Origin of the sequence: Gracilibacillus suaedae, from assembly GCF_017599345.1 — a bacterium.
GTDB lineage: Bacteria > Bacillota > Bacilli > Bacillales > Amphibacillaceae > Gracilibacillus > Gracilibacillus suaedae.
The window spans coordinates 245,901-261,274 of record NZ_JAGFVL010000032.1; the positions used below are offsets into that span (position 1 = coordinate 245,901).

At 37.4% G+C, this 15,374-nt stretch carries 15 protein-coding genes; 9 read left to right on the top strand and 6 right to left on the bottom strand.

Annotated elements, in window-relative coordinates; translation table 11 throughout:
* The first annotated feature begins 33 nt into the window (after positions 1–33).
* On the top strand, positions 34–795 hold the full coding sequence (gene hisA / locus J5J03_RS09105; protein ID WP_208588876.1) for a phosphoribosylformimino-5-aminoimidazole carboxamide ribotide isomerase: 762 nt from the start codon (positions 34–36) through the stop codon (positions 793–795).
* A gap of 246 nt (positions 796–1,041) precedes the next feature.
* Here hisA and J5J03_RS09110 read toward each other — a convergent pair whose 3' ends face one another.
* Positions 1,042–2,604, bottom strand: a complete 1,563-nt coding sequence (locus tag J5J03_RS09110; protein ID WP_231710654.1) for a catalase — start codon at positions 2,602–2,604, stop codon at positions 1,042–1,044.
* A gap of 194 nt (positions 2,605–2,798) precedes the next feature.
* Between J5J03_RS09110 and J5J03_RS09115 the strand changes: the two genes are divergently transcribed.
* The 4 genes from J5J03_RS09115 (at position 2,799) to J5J03_RS09130 (ending at position 5,844) form a co-directional block, all read left to right on the top strand.
* The gene (locus J5J03_RS09115) at positions 2,799–3,254 is read left to right on the top strand and encodes a GNAT family N-acetyltransferase (protein ID WP_208588877.1); all 456 of its coding nucleotides are present in this window, start codon (positions 2,799–2,801) and stop codon (positions 3,252–3,254) included.
* A gap of 109 nt (positions 3,255–3,363) precedes the next feature.
* Positions 3,364–4,326 (top strand): alpha/beta hydrolase, encoded by a 963-nt coding sequence (locus J5J03_RS09120; protein WP_208588878.1) that lies wholly within the window; start codon positions 3,364–3,366, stop codon positions 4,324–4,326.
* A 23-nt stretch (positions 4,327–4,349) separates the two neighbouring features.
* Positions 4,350–5,000: a LysE family translocator gene (locus tag J5J03_RS09125; protein WP_208588879.1), complete on the top strand. Its 651-nt coding sequence runs from the start codon at positions 4,350–4,352 to the stop codon at positions 4,998–5,000.
* Between the two features lie 136 nt (positions 5,001–5,136).
* A complete protein-coding gene (locus J5J03_RS09130; protein WP_208588880.1) occupies positions 5,137–5,844 on the top strand; it encodes an aspartate/glutamate racemase family protein in 708 nt (235 codons plus the stop codon).
* A gap of 723 nt (positions 5,845–6,567) precedes the next feature.
* Here the strand turns inward: J5J03_RS09130 and J5J03_RS09135 are convergent.
* The 3 genes from J5J03_RS09135 to J5J03_RS09145 form a co-directional block, all read right to left on the bottom strand.
* A complete protein-coding gene (locus J5J03_RS09135; protein ID WP_208588881.1) occupies positions 6,568–7,029 on the bottom strand; it encodes a hypothetical protein in 462 nt (153 codons plus the stop codon).
* Positions 7,030–7,033: 4 nt separating this feature from the next.
* The gene (locus J5J03_RS09140; protein WP_208588883.1) at positions 7,034–8,377 is read right to left on the bottom strand and encodes a PepSY-associated TM helix domain-containing protein; all 1,344 of its coding nucleotides are present in this window, start codon (positions 8,375–8,377) and stop codon (positions 7,034–7,036) included.
* Positions 8,378–8,733: 356 nt separating this feature from the next.
* Positions 8,734–9,183, bottom strand: coding sequence for a GNAT family N-acetyltransferase (locus J5J03_RS09145; RefSeq protein ID WP_208588885.1), 450 nt, complete (start codon positions 9,181–9,183; stop codon positions 8,734–8,736).
* 108 nt (positions 9,184–9,291) lie between these two features.
* Here J5J03_RS09145 and J5J03_RS09150 point away from each other — a divergent pair, with 108 nt between their 5' ends.
* On the top strand, positions 9,292–10,674 hold the full coding sequence (locus J5J03_RS09150) for an aminotransferase-like domain-containing protein (RefSeq protein WP_208588887.1): 1,383 nt from the start codon (positions 9,292–9,294) through the stop codon (positions 10,672–10,674).
* Positions 10,675–10,741: 67 nt separating this feature from the next.
* Here J5J03_RS09150 and J5J03_RS09155 read toward each other — a convergent pair whose 3' ends face one another.
* Entirely contained in the window at positions 10,742–10,945 is a 204-nt protein-coding gene (locus J5J03_RS09155) for a hypothetical protein (RefSeq protein ID WP_208588889.1), read from the bottom strand.
* A gap of 101 nt (positions 10,946–11,046) precedes the next feature.
* On the bottom strand, positions 11,047–11,568 hold the full coding sequence (locus J5J03_RS09160; protein ID WP_231710655.1) for a DinB family protein: 522 nt from the start codon (positions 11,566–11,568) through the stop codon (positions 11,047–11,049).
* Positions 11,569–11,728: 160 nt separating this feature from the next.
* Between J5J03_RS09160 and J5J03_RS09165 the strand changes: the two genes are divergently transcribed.
* From J5J03_RS09165 to urtB, 3 genes are all read left to right on the top strand, one after another.
* Positions 11,729–12,520, top strand: a complete 792-nt coding sequence (locus J5J03_RS09165; RefSeq protein WP_208588890.1) for a carbon-nitrogen family hydrolase — start codon at positions 11,729–11,731, stop codon at positions 12,518–12,520.
* A 508-nt stretch (positions 12,521–13,028) separates the two neighbouring features.
* Positions 13,029–14,309 (top strand): urea ABC transporter substrate-binding protein, encoded by a 1,281-nt coding sequence (gene urtA / locus J5J03_RS09170; protein ID WP_208588891.1) that lies wholly within the window; start codon positions 13,029–13,031, stop codon positions 14,307–14,309.
* A gap of 152 nt (positions 14,310–14,461) precedes the next feature.
* On the top strand, positions 14,462–15,364 hold the full coding sequence (gene urtB, locus J5J03_RS09175; protein ID WP_208588893.1) for an urea ABC transporter permease subunit UrtB: 903 nt from the start codon (positions 14,462–14,464) through the stop codon (positions 15,362–15,364).
* Positions 15,365–15,374 lie beyond the last annotated feature (10 nt).

The window sequence follows — 15,374 nt, forward strand, 5'->3', positions numbered from 1 at the left end:
TGTAACTGCATTTTACAGAAGGATGTGAATATTTTGCAATTCAGACCATGTATCGATTTGCATCAAGGAAAAGTAAAGCAAATTGTTGGTGCGACGCTTAATAGTGAAAACAAAAATGTAATTGAAAATTATGTTTCTACATATGACAGCAGCTATTATGCAGAAATGTTTCAGAGAGATAACTTAATTGGTGGTCATGTGATTATGCTAGGAGATGGTAATAAAGAAGCAGCAATACAAGCATTAAAAACGTACCCAGGTGGATTACAAATCGGTGGTGGAATTAATGCCGATAATGCGGAAGAATTCCTTGAAGCAGGAGCTTCTCATGTGATTGTGACATCTTATATTTTTCATGATGGCGAGTTAAAAATGGATCGACTAGAGAAATTAATTGAGAAAATTGGCAAGGAAAGACTTGTGATTGACTTAAGCTGTAAACAAAAAGATGGCAAATGGTTTGTAGTCACAGACAAATGGACGAAATTCAGTAATATTGAAATAACACCATCAACGATTAAAGATTTGGAACATTATTGTGATGAGTTTTTAATCCATGCCGCTGATGTGGAAGGAAAACGAGCTGGTATTGCAGAAAACTTAGTAGCCAAGCTCGCTGACTATGTATCGATTCCAACGACTTATGCTGGTGGCGTCCGGTCGATGGAGGATCTCCAGCTTTTTGAGCAATTAGCAAAAGGGAAACTACACGTGACTATAGGCAGTGCACTTGATATTTTTGGTGGAGATTTGTCTTATCAAAAAGTTGTAGAGTATTGTAAATCTAATAAATAACAAAACGTAGCGTGTTCTTAAAAGATTTGTTGGATAAATCGAGATAAACAACAAAAGGCAGTGTGCTCCCGAAAGATTTGTTGGATAAATCAAGATAAACAACAAAACGTAGCGTGCTCCCGAAAGATTTGTTGGATAAATCAAGATAAACAACAAAACCCAGCGTGCCCTCAAAAGATTTGTTGAATAAATCGGAAGAAGCATCAAAAATCCTAGGAATGACACTCCTAGGATTTTTAATTTCATTTAATATGGATCTGATGGATGCCCCATTGCTCCTGCTTCTTGTACAGCGTCTTCCATCATTTCTTTATTACTTTTCATGGCCATTTTTAAGCCATCCTCTACTCGTTTTCCATAATCATTGTCACATTGATAGAAATGTTGGATCATTTGATCTTGAATCTCTTTTCGACAACCTGATAAAGCAGAAACAAGATTTTTGATCAGATCGTCTTTTTCCCAATCGCTTAAGCGACGGTATGTTTCACCGGCTTGACCATAATTGTTTTCCCGGGAAATAGCTTTACGCTGTAAATTCCCTTCTACATATGGCTCGTGCTCAACACCAGGGTTTTTATCTTCTTTTAATCCACCGATGATCGATGGTTCATAATCGACATGCGGGTTTTTGAAATCACCATAATCTTGCCTGAAGTCCATTTGCCCACCAGTTTGATTGGTTGCTACTCTATGGTGAGGACGGTTAATTGGTAACTGTAAATAGTTAGCTCCCACACGGTAGCGCTGCGTATCAGAATAGGAGTAGGTTCTACCTTGTAATAGCTTATCGTCAGAGAAATCTAAGCCATCAACTAATACACCAGTTCCAAAAGCAGACTGTTCTACCTCGGCATGGAAGTTCTCTGGATTTCGATTTAATACCATTTTCCCAACTTTGTGCCAAGGATAATCTTCCTTATACCAAAGCTTCGTTGCATCTAATGGATCGTAATCCAGTTCAGGATGCTCACCATCTTCCATGATTTGAACATATAGCTCCCATTCCGGATAGTCTCCTTTTTCAATGGCTTCATAAAGATCTTGAGTTGCATGGTTAAAGTTTTTACCTTGAATTTCCGTTGCTTCATCCTGTGTTAAGTTCTTAATCCCTTGGACTGGCTCCCAATGATATTTTACTAAGACTGCTTTTCCTTCTTCATTGACCCACTTATAGGTGTGAACCCCTGATCCTTGCATGTGGCGATATGTTGCCGGAATTCCCCAGGGGGAAAAGACAAATGTAACCATGTGCAATGCTTCCGGTGATTGACTGACAAAGTCAAACATGCGCTCAAGGTTTTGATAATTGGTTACTGGGTCAGGGCGAAATGCGTGAATCATATCAGGGAATTTCAGCGGATCACGAATAAAGAATATTTTTAAGTTGTTACCAACCAGATCCCAGTTCCCGTCTTCTGTATAAAATTTTATAGCGAATCCGCGTGGATCTCTTAATGTTTCAGGAGAATGTTTACCATGAACTACCGTAGAAAATCGGACAAAAACAGGAGTTTGCACTTCTGTATTGGTAAACACTTTTGCTCTAGTATACTTAGAAATTGGTTCACCATTTACGGTTCCATATGACTGGAAATAGCCATGTGCCCCTGTTCCGCGAGCGTGAACAATTCGTTCCGGAATTTTTTCTCGGTCAAAGTGGCTTATTTTTTCCAAGAAGTCATAATTCTCTAATGTTGTCGGACCACGATCTCCGACAGTACGAACGTTCTGATTGTCGGTAACCGCATGACCTTGCTGATTGGTCATCTTTTCTTCACCGTGATTCGGGTTCTGTTTGTTCTCCATTCTCTTAACCTCCTTGAGATTTGTCATCTCCAGTATTCCCCAGTTTTTGGAGGTTATGCGAGACTGAGTAAGTGTTTCTCTAGAAAAACGATTGGCTAGGCATAACTTAAGTGATTTGGTGTAGTTTTTGATATAATGTTAATACATTAAAATTTCTATATATTGACTATTGTTCGCTGAATGGAGAGATTATTTTGAAAATAATAGTAGATGATTTAACCCATCCGAAAGTTAGAGGATTGATAACGGAACATCTTGAACAGATGTCTAAAATTTCTCCCCCGGAAAGTATCCATGCTTTCAATCTTGACGGTTTGAAACAACCAGATGTTACTTTCTGGAGTGCATGGGAAAACGATACATTACTCGGTTGTGGGGCGCTTAAAGAGTTAGACGATCAACATGGAGAGATAAAATCAATGCGAACTGCTACCTCGCATATAAGAAAAGGTGTTGCAAAGCGAATCCTTCAACACATATTGGAAGAAGCTAAAAGGCGTGACTATCAGAGACTAAGTTTGGAAACAGGTTCAATGAAGGCTTTTGAACCAGCCAAACGATTATATACCAGCTTTGGATTTCAATATTGTAAGCCGTTTTCAGATTACATAGAAGACCCGAACAGTGTATATATGACAAAAGAATTATAGTTTCAATTGATCAAGCAATACTCCATTTTCTTGTAAATACCAAAACATCATGTAACTAAAAACAGAATGAAATAAGGTCATATAAGAAAATGTAGGAGGACACAGAACATTGATGAAAGTAACCATTATCATAATAGTGATTGTTGTGGTTATGCTAGGAGCTTATTTTTGGGTAGGGAACTATTTTTACAATTTCGCATTGAATGCACAGAAAGAAAAAATATTTATTAAAGATAATCCTCATTTAGCAAGAAGTGAAGCGGTACTGCCCGAGGTTGCTGAAAAAGAAAAACTCACCGATAATACATTTAAAGAACGTGTTCCATCATCAAGTATCTCGATGATTTCCAAGGATAAACTGCGGCTTAAGTTACATGCGGACCTTTATGAACAAGCCGAGCAAAATCATAAATGGGCGATTGTTGTCCATGGCTATGGAGCAAAAGCTGCTGTGATGGTGAGATGGATTCGTGGCTTCTATGATAAAGGATTTAATGTGCTTGCACCTGATCTTCGCGGACATGGTGAAAGTGAAGGAAACTATATCGGTATGGGCTGGCATGATCGCTTGGATATCTTATCATGGGTTGATCACATATTAGCTATTAATCCTGACGCTGAGATTGTTTTATATGGGGTTTCAATGGGTGGAGCCACAGTTATGATGGCATCAGGAGAGTGTTTACCGGCAAATGTGAGGGTCATCGTAGAAGATTGTGGCTATACAGCTGTTGACGATATTTTTGCTTATCAACTAGCTGATTTATTTAAACTACCGAAGTTTCCATTTATTAATGCCGCCAATACCGTCAGCAAACTGCGAGCGGGATTTGATCTATATGAAGCTTCAGCGGTGAACAAGGTTCGTGCAAGTAAGATACCGATGTTATTTATTCATGGGGAAAGGGATAGTTTTGTGCCATTTGAAATGATCGATAAAGTGTTTGAGGTAGCGAATGACGATAAAGAGAAACTAGTCATTCCAAAGGCAGGACATGGTGAAGCGGTACAGGTTGATTCAGAATTATACTGGACAACGATTTTTAATTTTGTTCATAAATATATAAGGTGACTTTTTATCAGGGGGAATGTTACATGTTTGACTTTTTTGCTATCGATTATTCATTGTTACCGGCATTTATGCTAGCCGCCTTTATTATTTGTATTGCACCAGGACCAGATATGGCTTTTGTCATCAGCAGAAGTATTTCTCAGGGAAGAAGATATGGAATCGCAACAGCATTTGGTATTCAAATGGGCGTACTTGTTCATATTGTACTAGCAGTATTAGGATTATCCGCTATTCTTATGACTTCTACATGGGCTTTTCTCATCTTGAAATATGTGGGAGCAGCGTATCTAGTTTATTTGGGGATACAAACCTTACGTGATCGAAAAAATGTACAAATTTTTACCGATAAGAAAAAAGTGAGTGTTCGTAAAGCTTTTATGGAAGGTGCGTTAACAGATATTTTTAATCCGAAAGTTGCGTTATTCTTCTTAACATTTATTCCGCAATTTATTAATCCGAGTTTATCCAGTACAGCTAGTCAGTTTATTATTTTAGGTTTAATTTTAGGTATTATCGGTTTATTGGTAGATATTTCGACTGCTTTTATTGCTAGCTTGTTTGGTAATTTCTTAGCGAAAAATAAAACAGCGCTATGGTGGCAACAGACCGTAAGTGGGATTACTTTGCTTGGGCTTGGTGCATGGTTGGCACTGGATGGGAAGTTGAAAAGCTGAAACTAGCGGAAGAGCGAACGGTCCGTTGTAACAACGGACTGATACGCTTACTACAATTTAAAATGTATTATTAGTCAATCTCTATTTTCAGGGAATTAATTGTATCAATTCTGGGTGAGAGGAGAGGTGTTTTTTTATGAAAACAATTGGGCTAATAGGCGGGATGAGCTGGGAATCCTCTGTTGAGTATTATCGTATAATCAATGAAGAGGTGAAATATAGATTAGGCGGTTTACATTCAGCTAAATGTTTATTGTATAGCGTTGATTTTGACAAAATTGAACGTTATCAATCTGAGGGGAACTGGGAGAAATCTGGTAACTATTTAGCTGAAGTGGCAGCATCGTTGGAAAAAGCAGGTGCTGAGCTTATTGTGCTCTGTACGAATACGATGCATAAAGTAATAGGTTATATTGAAGAAAAGATAGATATTCCGATTTTACATATTGGTGATGCAACGGCAACGAAGATAAAAGAATCCATGATTAAGAGAGTAGGTCTACTTGGTACGAAATATACAATGGAACAGGATTTTTATAAGTCAAAGATAGAAGCAAACGGACTGGATGTCATTGTTCCAAAAGAAACAGAAAGGGATCAAGTGAACAAAGTCATTTTTGAAGAATTGTGTCTAGGAATAATTAACAACACTTCTAGAGAATATTATTTAGAGGTTATTAGAAATTTAATTGATGATGGGGCAGAGGGCATTATTTTGGGTTGTACAGAGATTGGTTTATTGATCAAGCCTGAAGATGCAGAGGTTCCGTTATTTGATACTGCTATTATTCATGCAAAAGAAGCGGTAAATCAAGCTTTTACAAAAGATGGGAAACACCTGTAACTGGATTCAAATGATATGGATATGATGGACTCGTAAATGTTAGAAACCAAACTATCACAAACTAGTCTGATCAATCAAGCTTCACTAAACTCTATATAATGGTGAAAGTAAGCACAGACTAGCCCTTCAACATCAAATGCAAAGAAAAAGCTCCTAAGTTAACGTGTATAACTTAGGAGCTTTTTTTGGAGTAATAAAAACAAACATTTTCTTGTTTGCAGGAAGTGATGAAATTGCTAGTGCAAATGAAAAAGTTGTTTGTAAACGACTAGTCGATTATGAGGGAAGAAAGCTTGTCATGCAAGCTCCGAGAAATTAGGTGACTTTACGAATTGCTCAATCATCGTTTTACTGCGGTCACTTTATGATAACGAAAACTTTTTATTCTACTTATTAGATTTCCTTGTAATCTTTTTTTACCGGGAAAACCTCTAATTTTAATAGGTTCATTTCCCGGTTAATGCAACTTTACCGGGAATTCTTACAGTTACATACATTGACGCATCCAGGTTAGTCCAGCTCCGTCGTCAAAGCTGACCGTATCATCCCAGAAGTTTTGCAGTGCTTCTAATGTTTGTTGGGTCAGGATATCAGCAGTTAATGGCGTACCAGCTTCGGCTAGATCATAGACACGGCATTGGTATTCACCCTCTAACAGGTGAGTAACAAAATTTTTTTGGCACCATATAACGAATGAGAGCCGTCAAACTTGACAGCTCCCTTTTAATGATGATCTGAATGGTCATGTCCATCATGATCGGTATGATCGCTTTCCTGTTCTAATAGTTCTTGTTCTTCTTTACTTAAATCACCAACGATTAAACGTTTGGTTGGCATAATTTTTGACTCGCTTGTTTCTGCCCTTATCTGTAAGTAATAAATTCCATCTTCTCGAAAAGTATGCTTCATTAGATAAGTTTCATTTTCCATTTTCGTTATATCTAGATTAACAGAGTCATTTTCTTCTCCTTGTTTCCAGAGTGATGCACTAATTTCTGCTACAGCTTGATGAACATCTATTTCTATGTGTGTTTCTTCTTTAGAGGTCAATTCATCAGGTAAATCCAAGCTGATTTGCGCAGGATCTTCCGTTTTATAGAGACTTGCAGCATCTCCGTTCACTTGATTAGGAGAGCATGCAACTAACAGGATCAATAGCGTGGTGATCAGTAGTATCTTTTTCATTGTTTCAACTCTCCTCGATCTGAAAGATTTGCTTTAATGTTGGTATACGTCGAATGATCAACCATTCTAGTAAAAATACAACGATGATCGAAATACCTACGAGTGGGAATAGTAAACCAAACACGATTAATAGAATGATAAGTCGTCTAGAAGTCCTTACACTAGGAGCAACCGGTGCGCCGAGATGCTTGTCTGGTTTTCGTTTCCACCACATGATAATGCCGCTGAAAACGATGGTGATAATACCAATACAGACTATTAAGCCACCAATTTGGTTTGCAAGCCCATACTCCAGTCCTTTATGGACAGTGATTCCCCAGGCCATTAATTTGCCAAGCGGTTGATAGTGATCATAGCGGTAATCAGCTAAAATCGCCCCTGTATATTGATCAATATGCATCGTAGCTTCATCCTGGGCTTTCGGTGGGAACACAGAAAGCGTATAAACACCTTCAGGACTACTTGGATAAATTACTTCATATGTTGGATAAATATTCTCTTCATCAGCAATACGTACAACCTCATTCATACTGAGTGGGATAAAACCTTGCTGCTGATCAGATTCGGGAACAGGCATGGTTTGAGCAGACCAAGGTACATCAGCAATATCTTTCGTTTGCACCGTTGATTCTGGTGTGTCACCTACCCAAATGGATGGAGGATAACCGATTCCGAGATTGGTTGCCAATGTTTGTACCTTTGTTCCCCAAAAGCCGGACCATAATAAGCCTGTCAGCACTAGAAAGATAATTGCAAGGGATAGCCAGAAGCCTGTGACTGCATGCATATCACGAAAGAAAATGCGTTTTTTCTTGTTAAGACGTGGAAGTATTGTGCCAAAGAGTTTCCTTTTTCCACGTGGAAACCAAATAAACAACCCTGTAATGACGAGGATAAGTGTCCAACAGGCAGCTAATTCGACGATACGGTCACCAAACGTACCAAGCATCAATTCACCATGAAATTCTTCGACCCGATCGATGAATCGGTTTTTATCATTTAACTGACCGATCATATCATTTGTGTAAGGATCGACAAAAATCGTATATGACTCTCCGTCAAGATTGACTCTTACTTCTGCTGATCTGTCATCCGTTTCTCCTGGCCGGTAGCGTGTGACTGTTGCATCAGGGTATTCATCCTGAACAGCATTGATTTGTTGCTCAGGTGCTGTTTTCTCATCTCGTACTTCCACCTCGTAATAATTCTGATAGAGGAATGCCTCGATTTGTGGCTTAAAGAGGTAAATACCTCCTGAAATAGCTAAAATGATAAGGAATGGGGCAATCAGAATTCCAGCGTAAAAGTGCCAACGCCAGATGGTTTTATATAAAGATTTCTTTTTCATTTGTCATACTCCATATTTCTAATAGTCTAGTTACTATTATTGTAATAGACAGAGGGATAAAGCACCAATGACAATTATGTGAATTACTGAACTACAAATTAGGTGAAGAATGTATTTATTGACACTGGAAGGAGAATGTTAAGATGTGTACCTTTACCTTATGGACAAAAGAAGAGGAAATGGCAAAAAAGTGTCTATAAGAAAGGATCTTAAGGATACTAAATAGTTTTTCGCTGGAAAATTGTCCATAAGAACCAATCCTACAGACAAAAAAATCGATATGCAAGAAGAATGCCCGTAAGATTGGCTCTAGCAGACAACCTATTTTTTATATGTTCTGTTATTCTAATCTAATATCATCGCTGCAAATCTGAATGACAAACTTCACTCCAGCTTTGTGGATTATCTATTTTGCATTGCATTGTGTCTACATCAGTATATCCAAATTTTTGATAAAGCGTATGGGCATCTTTCGTATATAACCCTAAGGTCTTGACTTGATTGTCTGGATGTTCCATTACACATTGGAATAACCATTTCCCTAACCCTTTACCACGATAATCACTGTGAATAATGACATCACAAACCCATGAAAACACGAAATTGTCCGTAATTACTCGTGCAAACCCGACTTGCTTTTCACCATCAAATACACCAAAACAAATAGAATTTTTCATACTTTGGATAATTACTTCTTTTGGTCGATTTGCAGCCCAATAGCTAGATTGCAACATCTCATAGATGGCATCTGTATCCATTCTATTTGTATTGTCGCTTACTGTATAACTATCTTTGTTCCACTCCATTAGTTAACCTCCTAATCATGATATAATAGGATTATAGAACCTTTTCGTATTCTATCAAATCCTTTTTTAGACATTCTGTATGGGTACAGAAATGCAGGAGGCGTTGCAATGAGTACAAAATACAATAAGATTGTGAATGATATCAAGAAGCAAATCATCGAGGGTACATTAAAGTCTGGAGCCAAACTACCTTCGATCAGAATTTTATCGGAACAGTATTCTTGTAGTAGAAACACAATCATTAAAGCTTATCATGAACTAGAAAAACAACACATTATTTATTCCATTCCGAAGAGTGGCTATTATGTGGTAAATAATGTTGACCCATTAAAGAAGGAGTCTAATACACCTAAAATTGATTTTCTTTCAGCAGGACCAGATAACACAGCAATGCCTTATAAAGATTTTCAACATTGTATTAACCAGGCAATAGATTTTTATAAAGAGGAATTATTTTCATATTCTCACCAACAAGGATTGCTGGGTTTAAGACGGGAATTAATCAAGCATCTACAAGATCGGCAGGTGTTTACTACTGCTGAAAGAATGTTTGTTTTATCTGGATCACAGCAGGCAATTAACTTGCTTACACCTATGCCTTTTCCGAATGGTAAATCAAATATTCTTATCGAACAGCCAACCTATTTCGGGGCGGTCGAAGCAGTACAGCTTCATCATGTCAAAACATTCGGGATAGAGCTTACAATGGAAGGAATTGACCTAGAACGGTTAGAAAATATGTTTCGTTATAACGATATTAAATTCTTTTATATTATTCCGAGGTTTCACAATCCACTTGGTCATAGCTACTCTAACGAAGAAAAAAAGAAAATCGTGGAACTTGCTAATAAGTATGATGTTTATATTGTGGAGGATGATATATTTGGCGATCTTGACATGAACGCAAAGTCAGATCCGATGTTTAGCTATGATCCACGAGGAAAGGTGATATATATCAAGAGTTTTTCCAAAATCATGCTCCCTGGCTTACGAATTGCTGTAGCTGTATTACCTGAATTATTAATCAACACATTTGCTCGTTATAAATTTAGTAATGATTTGTTCAGTACGACAATCTCCCAGGGTGCATTAGAAATTTACTTGAAAAGTGGTATGTTTATTAGCCATTTAGAAAATATTAGAGAAGTATACAAAACAAAAATGGAGATCGTTAAGTCTGCGTGTGAACACTATTTATCACCATATTATAACTTCACAAAGCCTGAAACAGGATTCTATTTGTCTATTTATTTACCAAGAACATTGTCGGCGAAACGAGTAGTCGATGCGTTACAACAAACAAATATTTTTGTTGATGATGCAGAGCGAATGTACTTACCAGCATTTCCAAAAGATAACCTAATTAGATTGTGTATAGCTCAAGTAGATAAAAAACAAATAGCTCAAGGAATAGAGACAATTGCGAAATATTTAGATACTTTGAAGCATCAACAAGTCAGTTTTATTGAAGGAATAAACCAGCGACTTTAGTTTTGGCTATTCAAATCTCTGGCTAACCATCAGTGAGGTAAGAACCTCCCACTGATGGAATCATACTTCAAATTTCTTCATTATTAGCTTTCGTCTTTAGAACTAATTGATAAAGGCGATAAATGCTACTAATTGCAATGACGCTACCAATTATGACATAAGCTACTTGAAATTGGTTCATTGCATAAGAAAAAATAATGCCTGAAGCAATCAGTAATATCAATATATGAAATGCAAATTGAAATTTCGTATATCTGTCTAGTTTGTTCATGATATGCACTCCTTACTTAGTTTTCTCACTAGTTATTTTAGCCGAAAATAACTAGTAAAGGAGCTAGATAACGTAGTCGATCATTATGTAGCTAAATTTTTTCATCGTCTAGCTTCAGCAAACCACTTTCGCAATTGGTTAATATGTGCTTGATGATAGCGGTTGTGGTCTGCAATATGCCAAATTCCCCATTGAATGGTTGCTTGCTTTCCATTACCATAGTTAACTATTTGCTTGAGGTGTTTGTCTGATAGCTGCAAGCATTCAGACTTTAACATACTCATGATGTCATCATAGTCTTTGACCAGCACATCCAAACTAATTCCCTTAATTTTTGGTATTTGACCATTATCGTCCCACATCGGACCATGTTTCTCCAAGAGTTCCACAGGAATTGTTTCGTCTTTTATTCTGAATATCCAGTTTAAATCGACGAATGCCAAGTGTCTTAAGAGCTGGGCTGTACTATTATATTTCTGTCCAGGACCTTTAAAATCTACTTCTTCTTGTGACATATCAGTAACTATCATTTTTAGACGTTGATAATTTTCGTCTACCATTGCATAAAGGATACCTACTAAAGAATCCATATTCTGATCCACTTCAAAATCTGAAAACACCATTAAATCACTCCTTTTACATTATTTTACCATAATCCAATATTAAAGGGCTATTTTTTCTGAGTACTATCAAGTTATTGGAAGCTAAACATAGCATAAATTTCGCTTCTCTCAGTGATATGCTTTACAATAAAATTAAAGCAAAAAAGTAGAGGTGTTTGACATGAAATATGCCATTTATCAAATGGATGTAGTCGTTGCAGATCCGGAAGCGAACCGAGAGAAAATTACAAATTGGATAGAAAAACAAGTTAACGATCATAAACCAGATACTGTTGTTGTACCAGAAATGTGGAATGCGGGTTACGCATTGGACAGACTAGATGGTTTAGCAGACGACAATGGAGAAAAGACGATTCCGTTTTTTAGTGAATTAGCCAAAAAACATCAAATTAATATTATTGGTGGTTCGATAGCTAACAAAAAGGAAAACGGGATTTATAATACGAGTTATGTATTTGATCGCAACGGGGAACTTGTTCATCAATATGACAAAATGCATCTTGTTCCGATGTTAGATGAACCAAAATATTTAAGTGGTGGAGAAGCGAAAGGTGTAGTATTCAAATTAGATGGAGTGAAAATGGGTGTTGTGATTTGCTATGATCTTCGTTTTCCTGAGTTAATGAGATCAATAGCATTGCAGGGAGCAGAAGTGATCCATGTTGTAGCGCAGTGGCCGACTTCCCGAAAAGATCATTGGAAATTCCTCCAACATGCACGGGCGATCGAAAATCAATGTTATATTATTTCAGCTAATAGTGGTGGTACATGTAATGGTACCGATTTTGCTGGAGAATCATTGGTGATTAATCCGTCTGGTGAGCTTGTCGCTTCAGGACTTCCTGAAGCGGAAACCACTATTCGTGCAAGTATCGACCTAACCAAAGTAGCAGAAATACGCAAAAATATTCCCGTATTTGAAAGTCGTGTACCACATTTATATGGTGAGTGATCAATATGTCGTATTTTGAATATCTGATTGACTAAAGTGAGGGTGCGACACAACTAAATAGGTGGAACGAGAATCCGAACAATCTGAACTAAGCGTAGACTAAATACGCAGACTCCTGTGGGACCTCAGCTAACTGTGTGAAGTGTTTTTCTTCACGCAGTTAGCTAAAGATCGCCCACGGAAAGCGAAGTATTTTGCCGAAACGGTATGTGTACTCAGACTTTATTGTTCGGATTTTTCATATCTAAATACTCTTTTGTCACAGTCTTGTTATTTTTTCCTCATGTCTTAACATCTTTTCTAAATCTCATCAAAAACGTGGCACTTTTGAAAGTTCTTCACACAACTTCGCTATCAAACTGCTAAAATCTTACAACATTCTAATTATTAATATGTCAGAATATTTCAAAAACAATGTAAGGAAATCTAACACATTGTTAGATTAGATTTTTTTAATTTGCTAGCCTTATCTTTGTAAATCAATTAAAAATCGGATGGGGGTAGACAAATGAGAAAGCGGAACTTTTTTTATTTATTAATTTTAGGATTACTTGCAATCTTCATGGTGGCGTGCTCGGCGGCGGATAATGCAGCAAATGCGACAGATCCAGAAGAAGCAGCTGCAACAGAGGAAAGCGACAGCAATGAAGAAAGTGAGGAAGATACGATTAAAGTAGGAATCTTACATTCATTAAGTGGAACAATGGCAATTAGTGAAACATCTGTACAACAGGCAGAGCTTCTTGCTATTGAAGAAATTAATGAAGATGGCGGTGTACTCGGTAAACAGTTAGAGCCTGTAATCGAAGATGGCGCATCAGATTGGCCTACATTCGCGGAAAAGGCGAATAAATTACTACAACAAGATGAAGTTGCCACTATTTTTGGCGGCTGGACATCTGCGAGTCGTAAAGCGATGTTACCGGTTGTAGAAGAACATAATGGCTTATTATTCTATCCCGTTCAATATGAAGGAATGGAAGCTTCACCGAATATCTTCTATACAGGGGCAGCACCAAATCAGCAAATCGTACCAGCAGTCGACTGGTTGTTAGAAAATCGAGGAGATTCTTTCTTCTTGTTGGGATCTGATTATGTATTCCCAAGAACGGCAAATGCAGCTATTAGAGCACAATTAGATAATGAAGGTGCAGAGTTAGTCGGTGAAGAGTATACACCATTAGGTCATACAGATTACAATACCGTGATTGCTAAAATTAAAAATGAAAATCCGGATGTTATTTTCAATACATTAAATGGTGACAGCAATGTTGCTTTCTTTAAACAGTTAAAAGATGCAGGTATTACATCAGATGATATTACGGTGTTATCTGTAAGTGTTGCAGAAGAAGAAATTAAAGGTATTGGTGCAGATGTTATTGAGGGACATTTAACAAGCTGGAACTACTATCAAACAACAGATACACCTGAAAACGAAGAATTTGTTGCTAACTATCAGGAGGAATATGGGGAAGATGCTGTAACAGCAGATCCGATCGAAGCAGGTTATTTCGGTGTTTATCTTTGGGCACAAGCAGTGGAAGAAGCAGGAACAACGGATGTTGATGAAGTAAGGGAAGCAGCAAAAGGAATATCGTATGAAGCACCAAATGGAACGGTAACCATTGACGGAGACAATCAGCACGTTTATAAAACCGTAAGAATTGGTGAAGTGCAGAGTGATGGCATGATCTCAGAGCTATGGCAGACAGAAGAACCTGTTAAGCCGGATCCTTATTTAGATGAATATGATTGGGCATCAGATTTAAGTGAATCATTAGCAGAATAGAGAAATGAAAAAATAAAAAAAGCTATTTTTTTTACGGTGAAGTTTACATCTAATGTCACAAAAAAATACATGAATTGGCAATTGAACACTTATAAAAGAAGGATGATGGGCTAAGTCCTGCATCCTTCTTCAAAAAGAAAGGATTGTTTGGATTGAATGAAATCATTTTAACCTTATTTAATGGTGTAAGCCTGGGTTCGATCCTGCTTTTAATTGCATTAGGACTTGCGATTACTTTTGGCTTGATGAATGTTATTAATATGGCGCACGGTGAATTAATCATGATCGGTGCTTATATCACTTACGTAATACAAAATATTTTTATCAACTATGCTCCACCAGAATATTTTGATCTATATTTTATTATTTCGATTCCAGTTGCACTTGTTGTGGCAGCAGGGATAGGGATGTTGCTAGAAGTCTCTTTAATTCGTCATCTTTATAAACGACCATTAGATAGTTTATTAGCAACATGGGGGGTTGGACTAATTTTACAACAAACAGCAAGATCGATTTTCGGTGCACCTAACGTAGGGGTGACAAGTCCGTCTTTTTTATCAGGTGGACTGGAAGTTGGTTCGTTAATCCTGCCATATTCCAGGTTGTTTATTTTAGGATTATCAATCGTTTGTCTTTTCAGCATTTTTTATTATTTTTACCGAACCGCAAGTGGCAGAAGAGTACGAGCGGTTATGCAAAATCGGCAAATGGCTGAATGTTTAGGAGTTTCTACTAGAAAAGTAGATATGCTGACATTTGCCATTGGCTCTGGCTTTGCTGGTGTTGCTGGCTGCGCATTGACGTTATTAGGTGCAATAGGTCCAACAATAGGAACAAGCTATATTATTGATGCTTTCATGGTCGTTGTTGTAGGTGGAGTTGGTGCACTATTCGGAGCAGTTTCAGGAGCTTTCGGTATTGGTATTTTAAATACGGTGTTTGAATATGTGACAAATGCAACATTAGGTAAAGTACTAATCTTCATTGTGATTATCGCCTTCTTACAATGGCGTCCATCAGGTCTTGTCATGTCACGTTCAAGATCACTAGATTAATTAATTAGGA

Bases quoted from the DNA above. Each gene is read 5' to 3' on its own strand.
- J5J03_RS09110 (WP_231710654.1), bottom strand. From the start codon at position 2,604: ATGGAGAACAAACAGAACCCGAATCACGGTGAAGAAAAGATGACCAAT.
- J5J03_RS09125 (WP_208588879.1), top strand. From the start codon at position 4,350: ATGTTTGACTTTTTTGCTATCGATTATTCATTGTTACCGGCATTTATG.
- J5J03_RS09130 (WP_208588880.1), top strand. From the start codon at position 5,137: ATGAAAACAATTGGGCTAATAGGCGGGATGAGCTGGGAATCCTCTGTT.
- J5J03_RS09135 (WP_208588881.1), bottom strand. From the start codon at position 7,029: ATGAAAAAGATACTACTGATCACCACGCTATTGATCCTGTTAGTTGCA.
- J5J03_RS09140 (WP_208588883.1), bottom strand. From the start codon at position 8,377: ATGAAAAAGAAATCTTTATATAAAACCATCTGGCGTTGGCACTTTTAC.
- J5J03_RS09145 (WP_208588885.1), bottom strand. From the start codon at position 9,183: ATGGAGTGGAACAAAGATAGTTATACAGTAAGCGACAATACAAATAGA.
- J5J03_RS09150 (WP_208588887.1), top strand. From the start codon at position 9,292: ATGAGTACAAAATACAATAAGATTGTGAATGATATCAAGAAGCAAATC.
- J5J03_RS09155 (WP_208588889.1), bottom strand. From the start codon at position 10,945: ATGAACAAACTAGACAGATATACGAAATTTCAATTTGCATTTCATATA.
- J5J03_RS09160 (WP_231710655.1), bottom strand. From the start codon at position 11,568: ATGGTGTTTTCAGATTTTGAAGTGGATCAGAATATGGATTCTTTAGTA.
- J5J03_RS09165 (WP_208588890.1), top strand. From the start codon at position 11,729: ATGAAATATGCCATTTATCAAATGGATGTAGTCGTTGCAGATCCGGAA.
- urtA (WP_208588891.1), top strand. From the start codon at position 13,029: ATGAGAAAGCGGAACTTTTTTTATTTATTAATTTTAGGATTACTTGCA.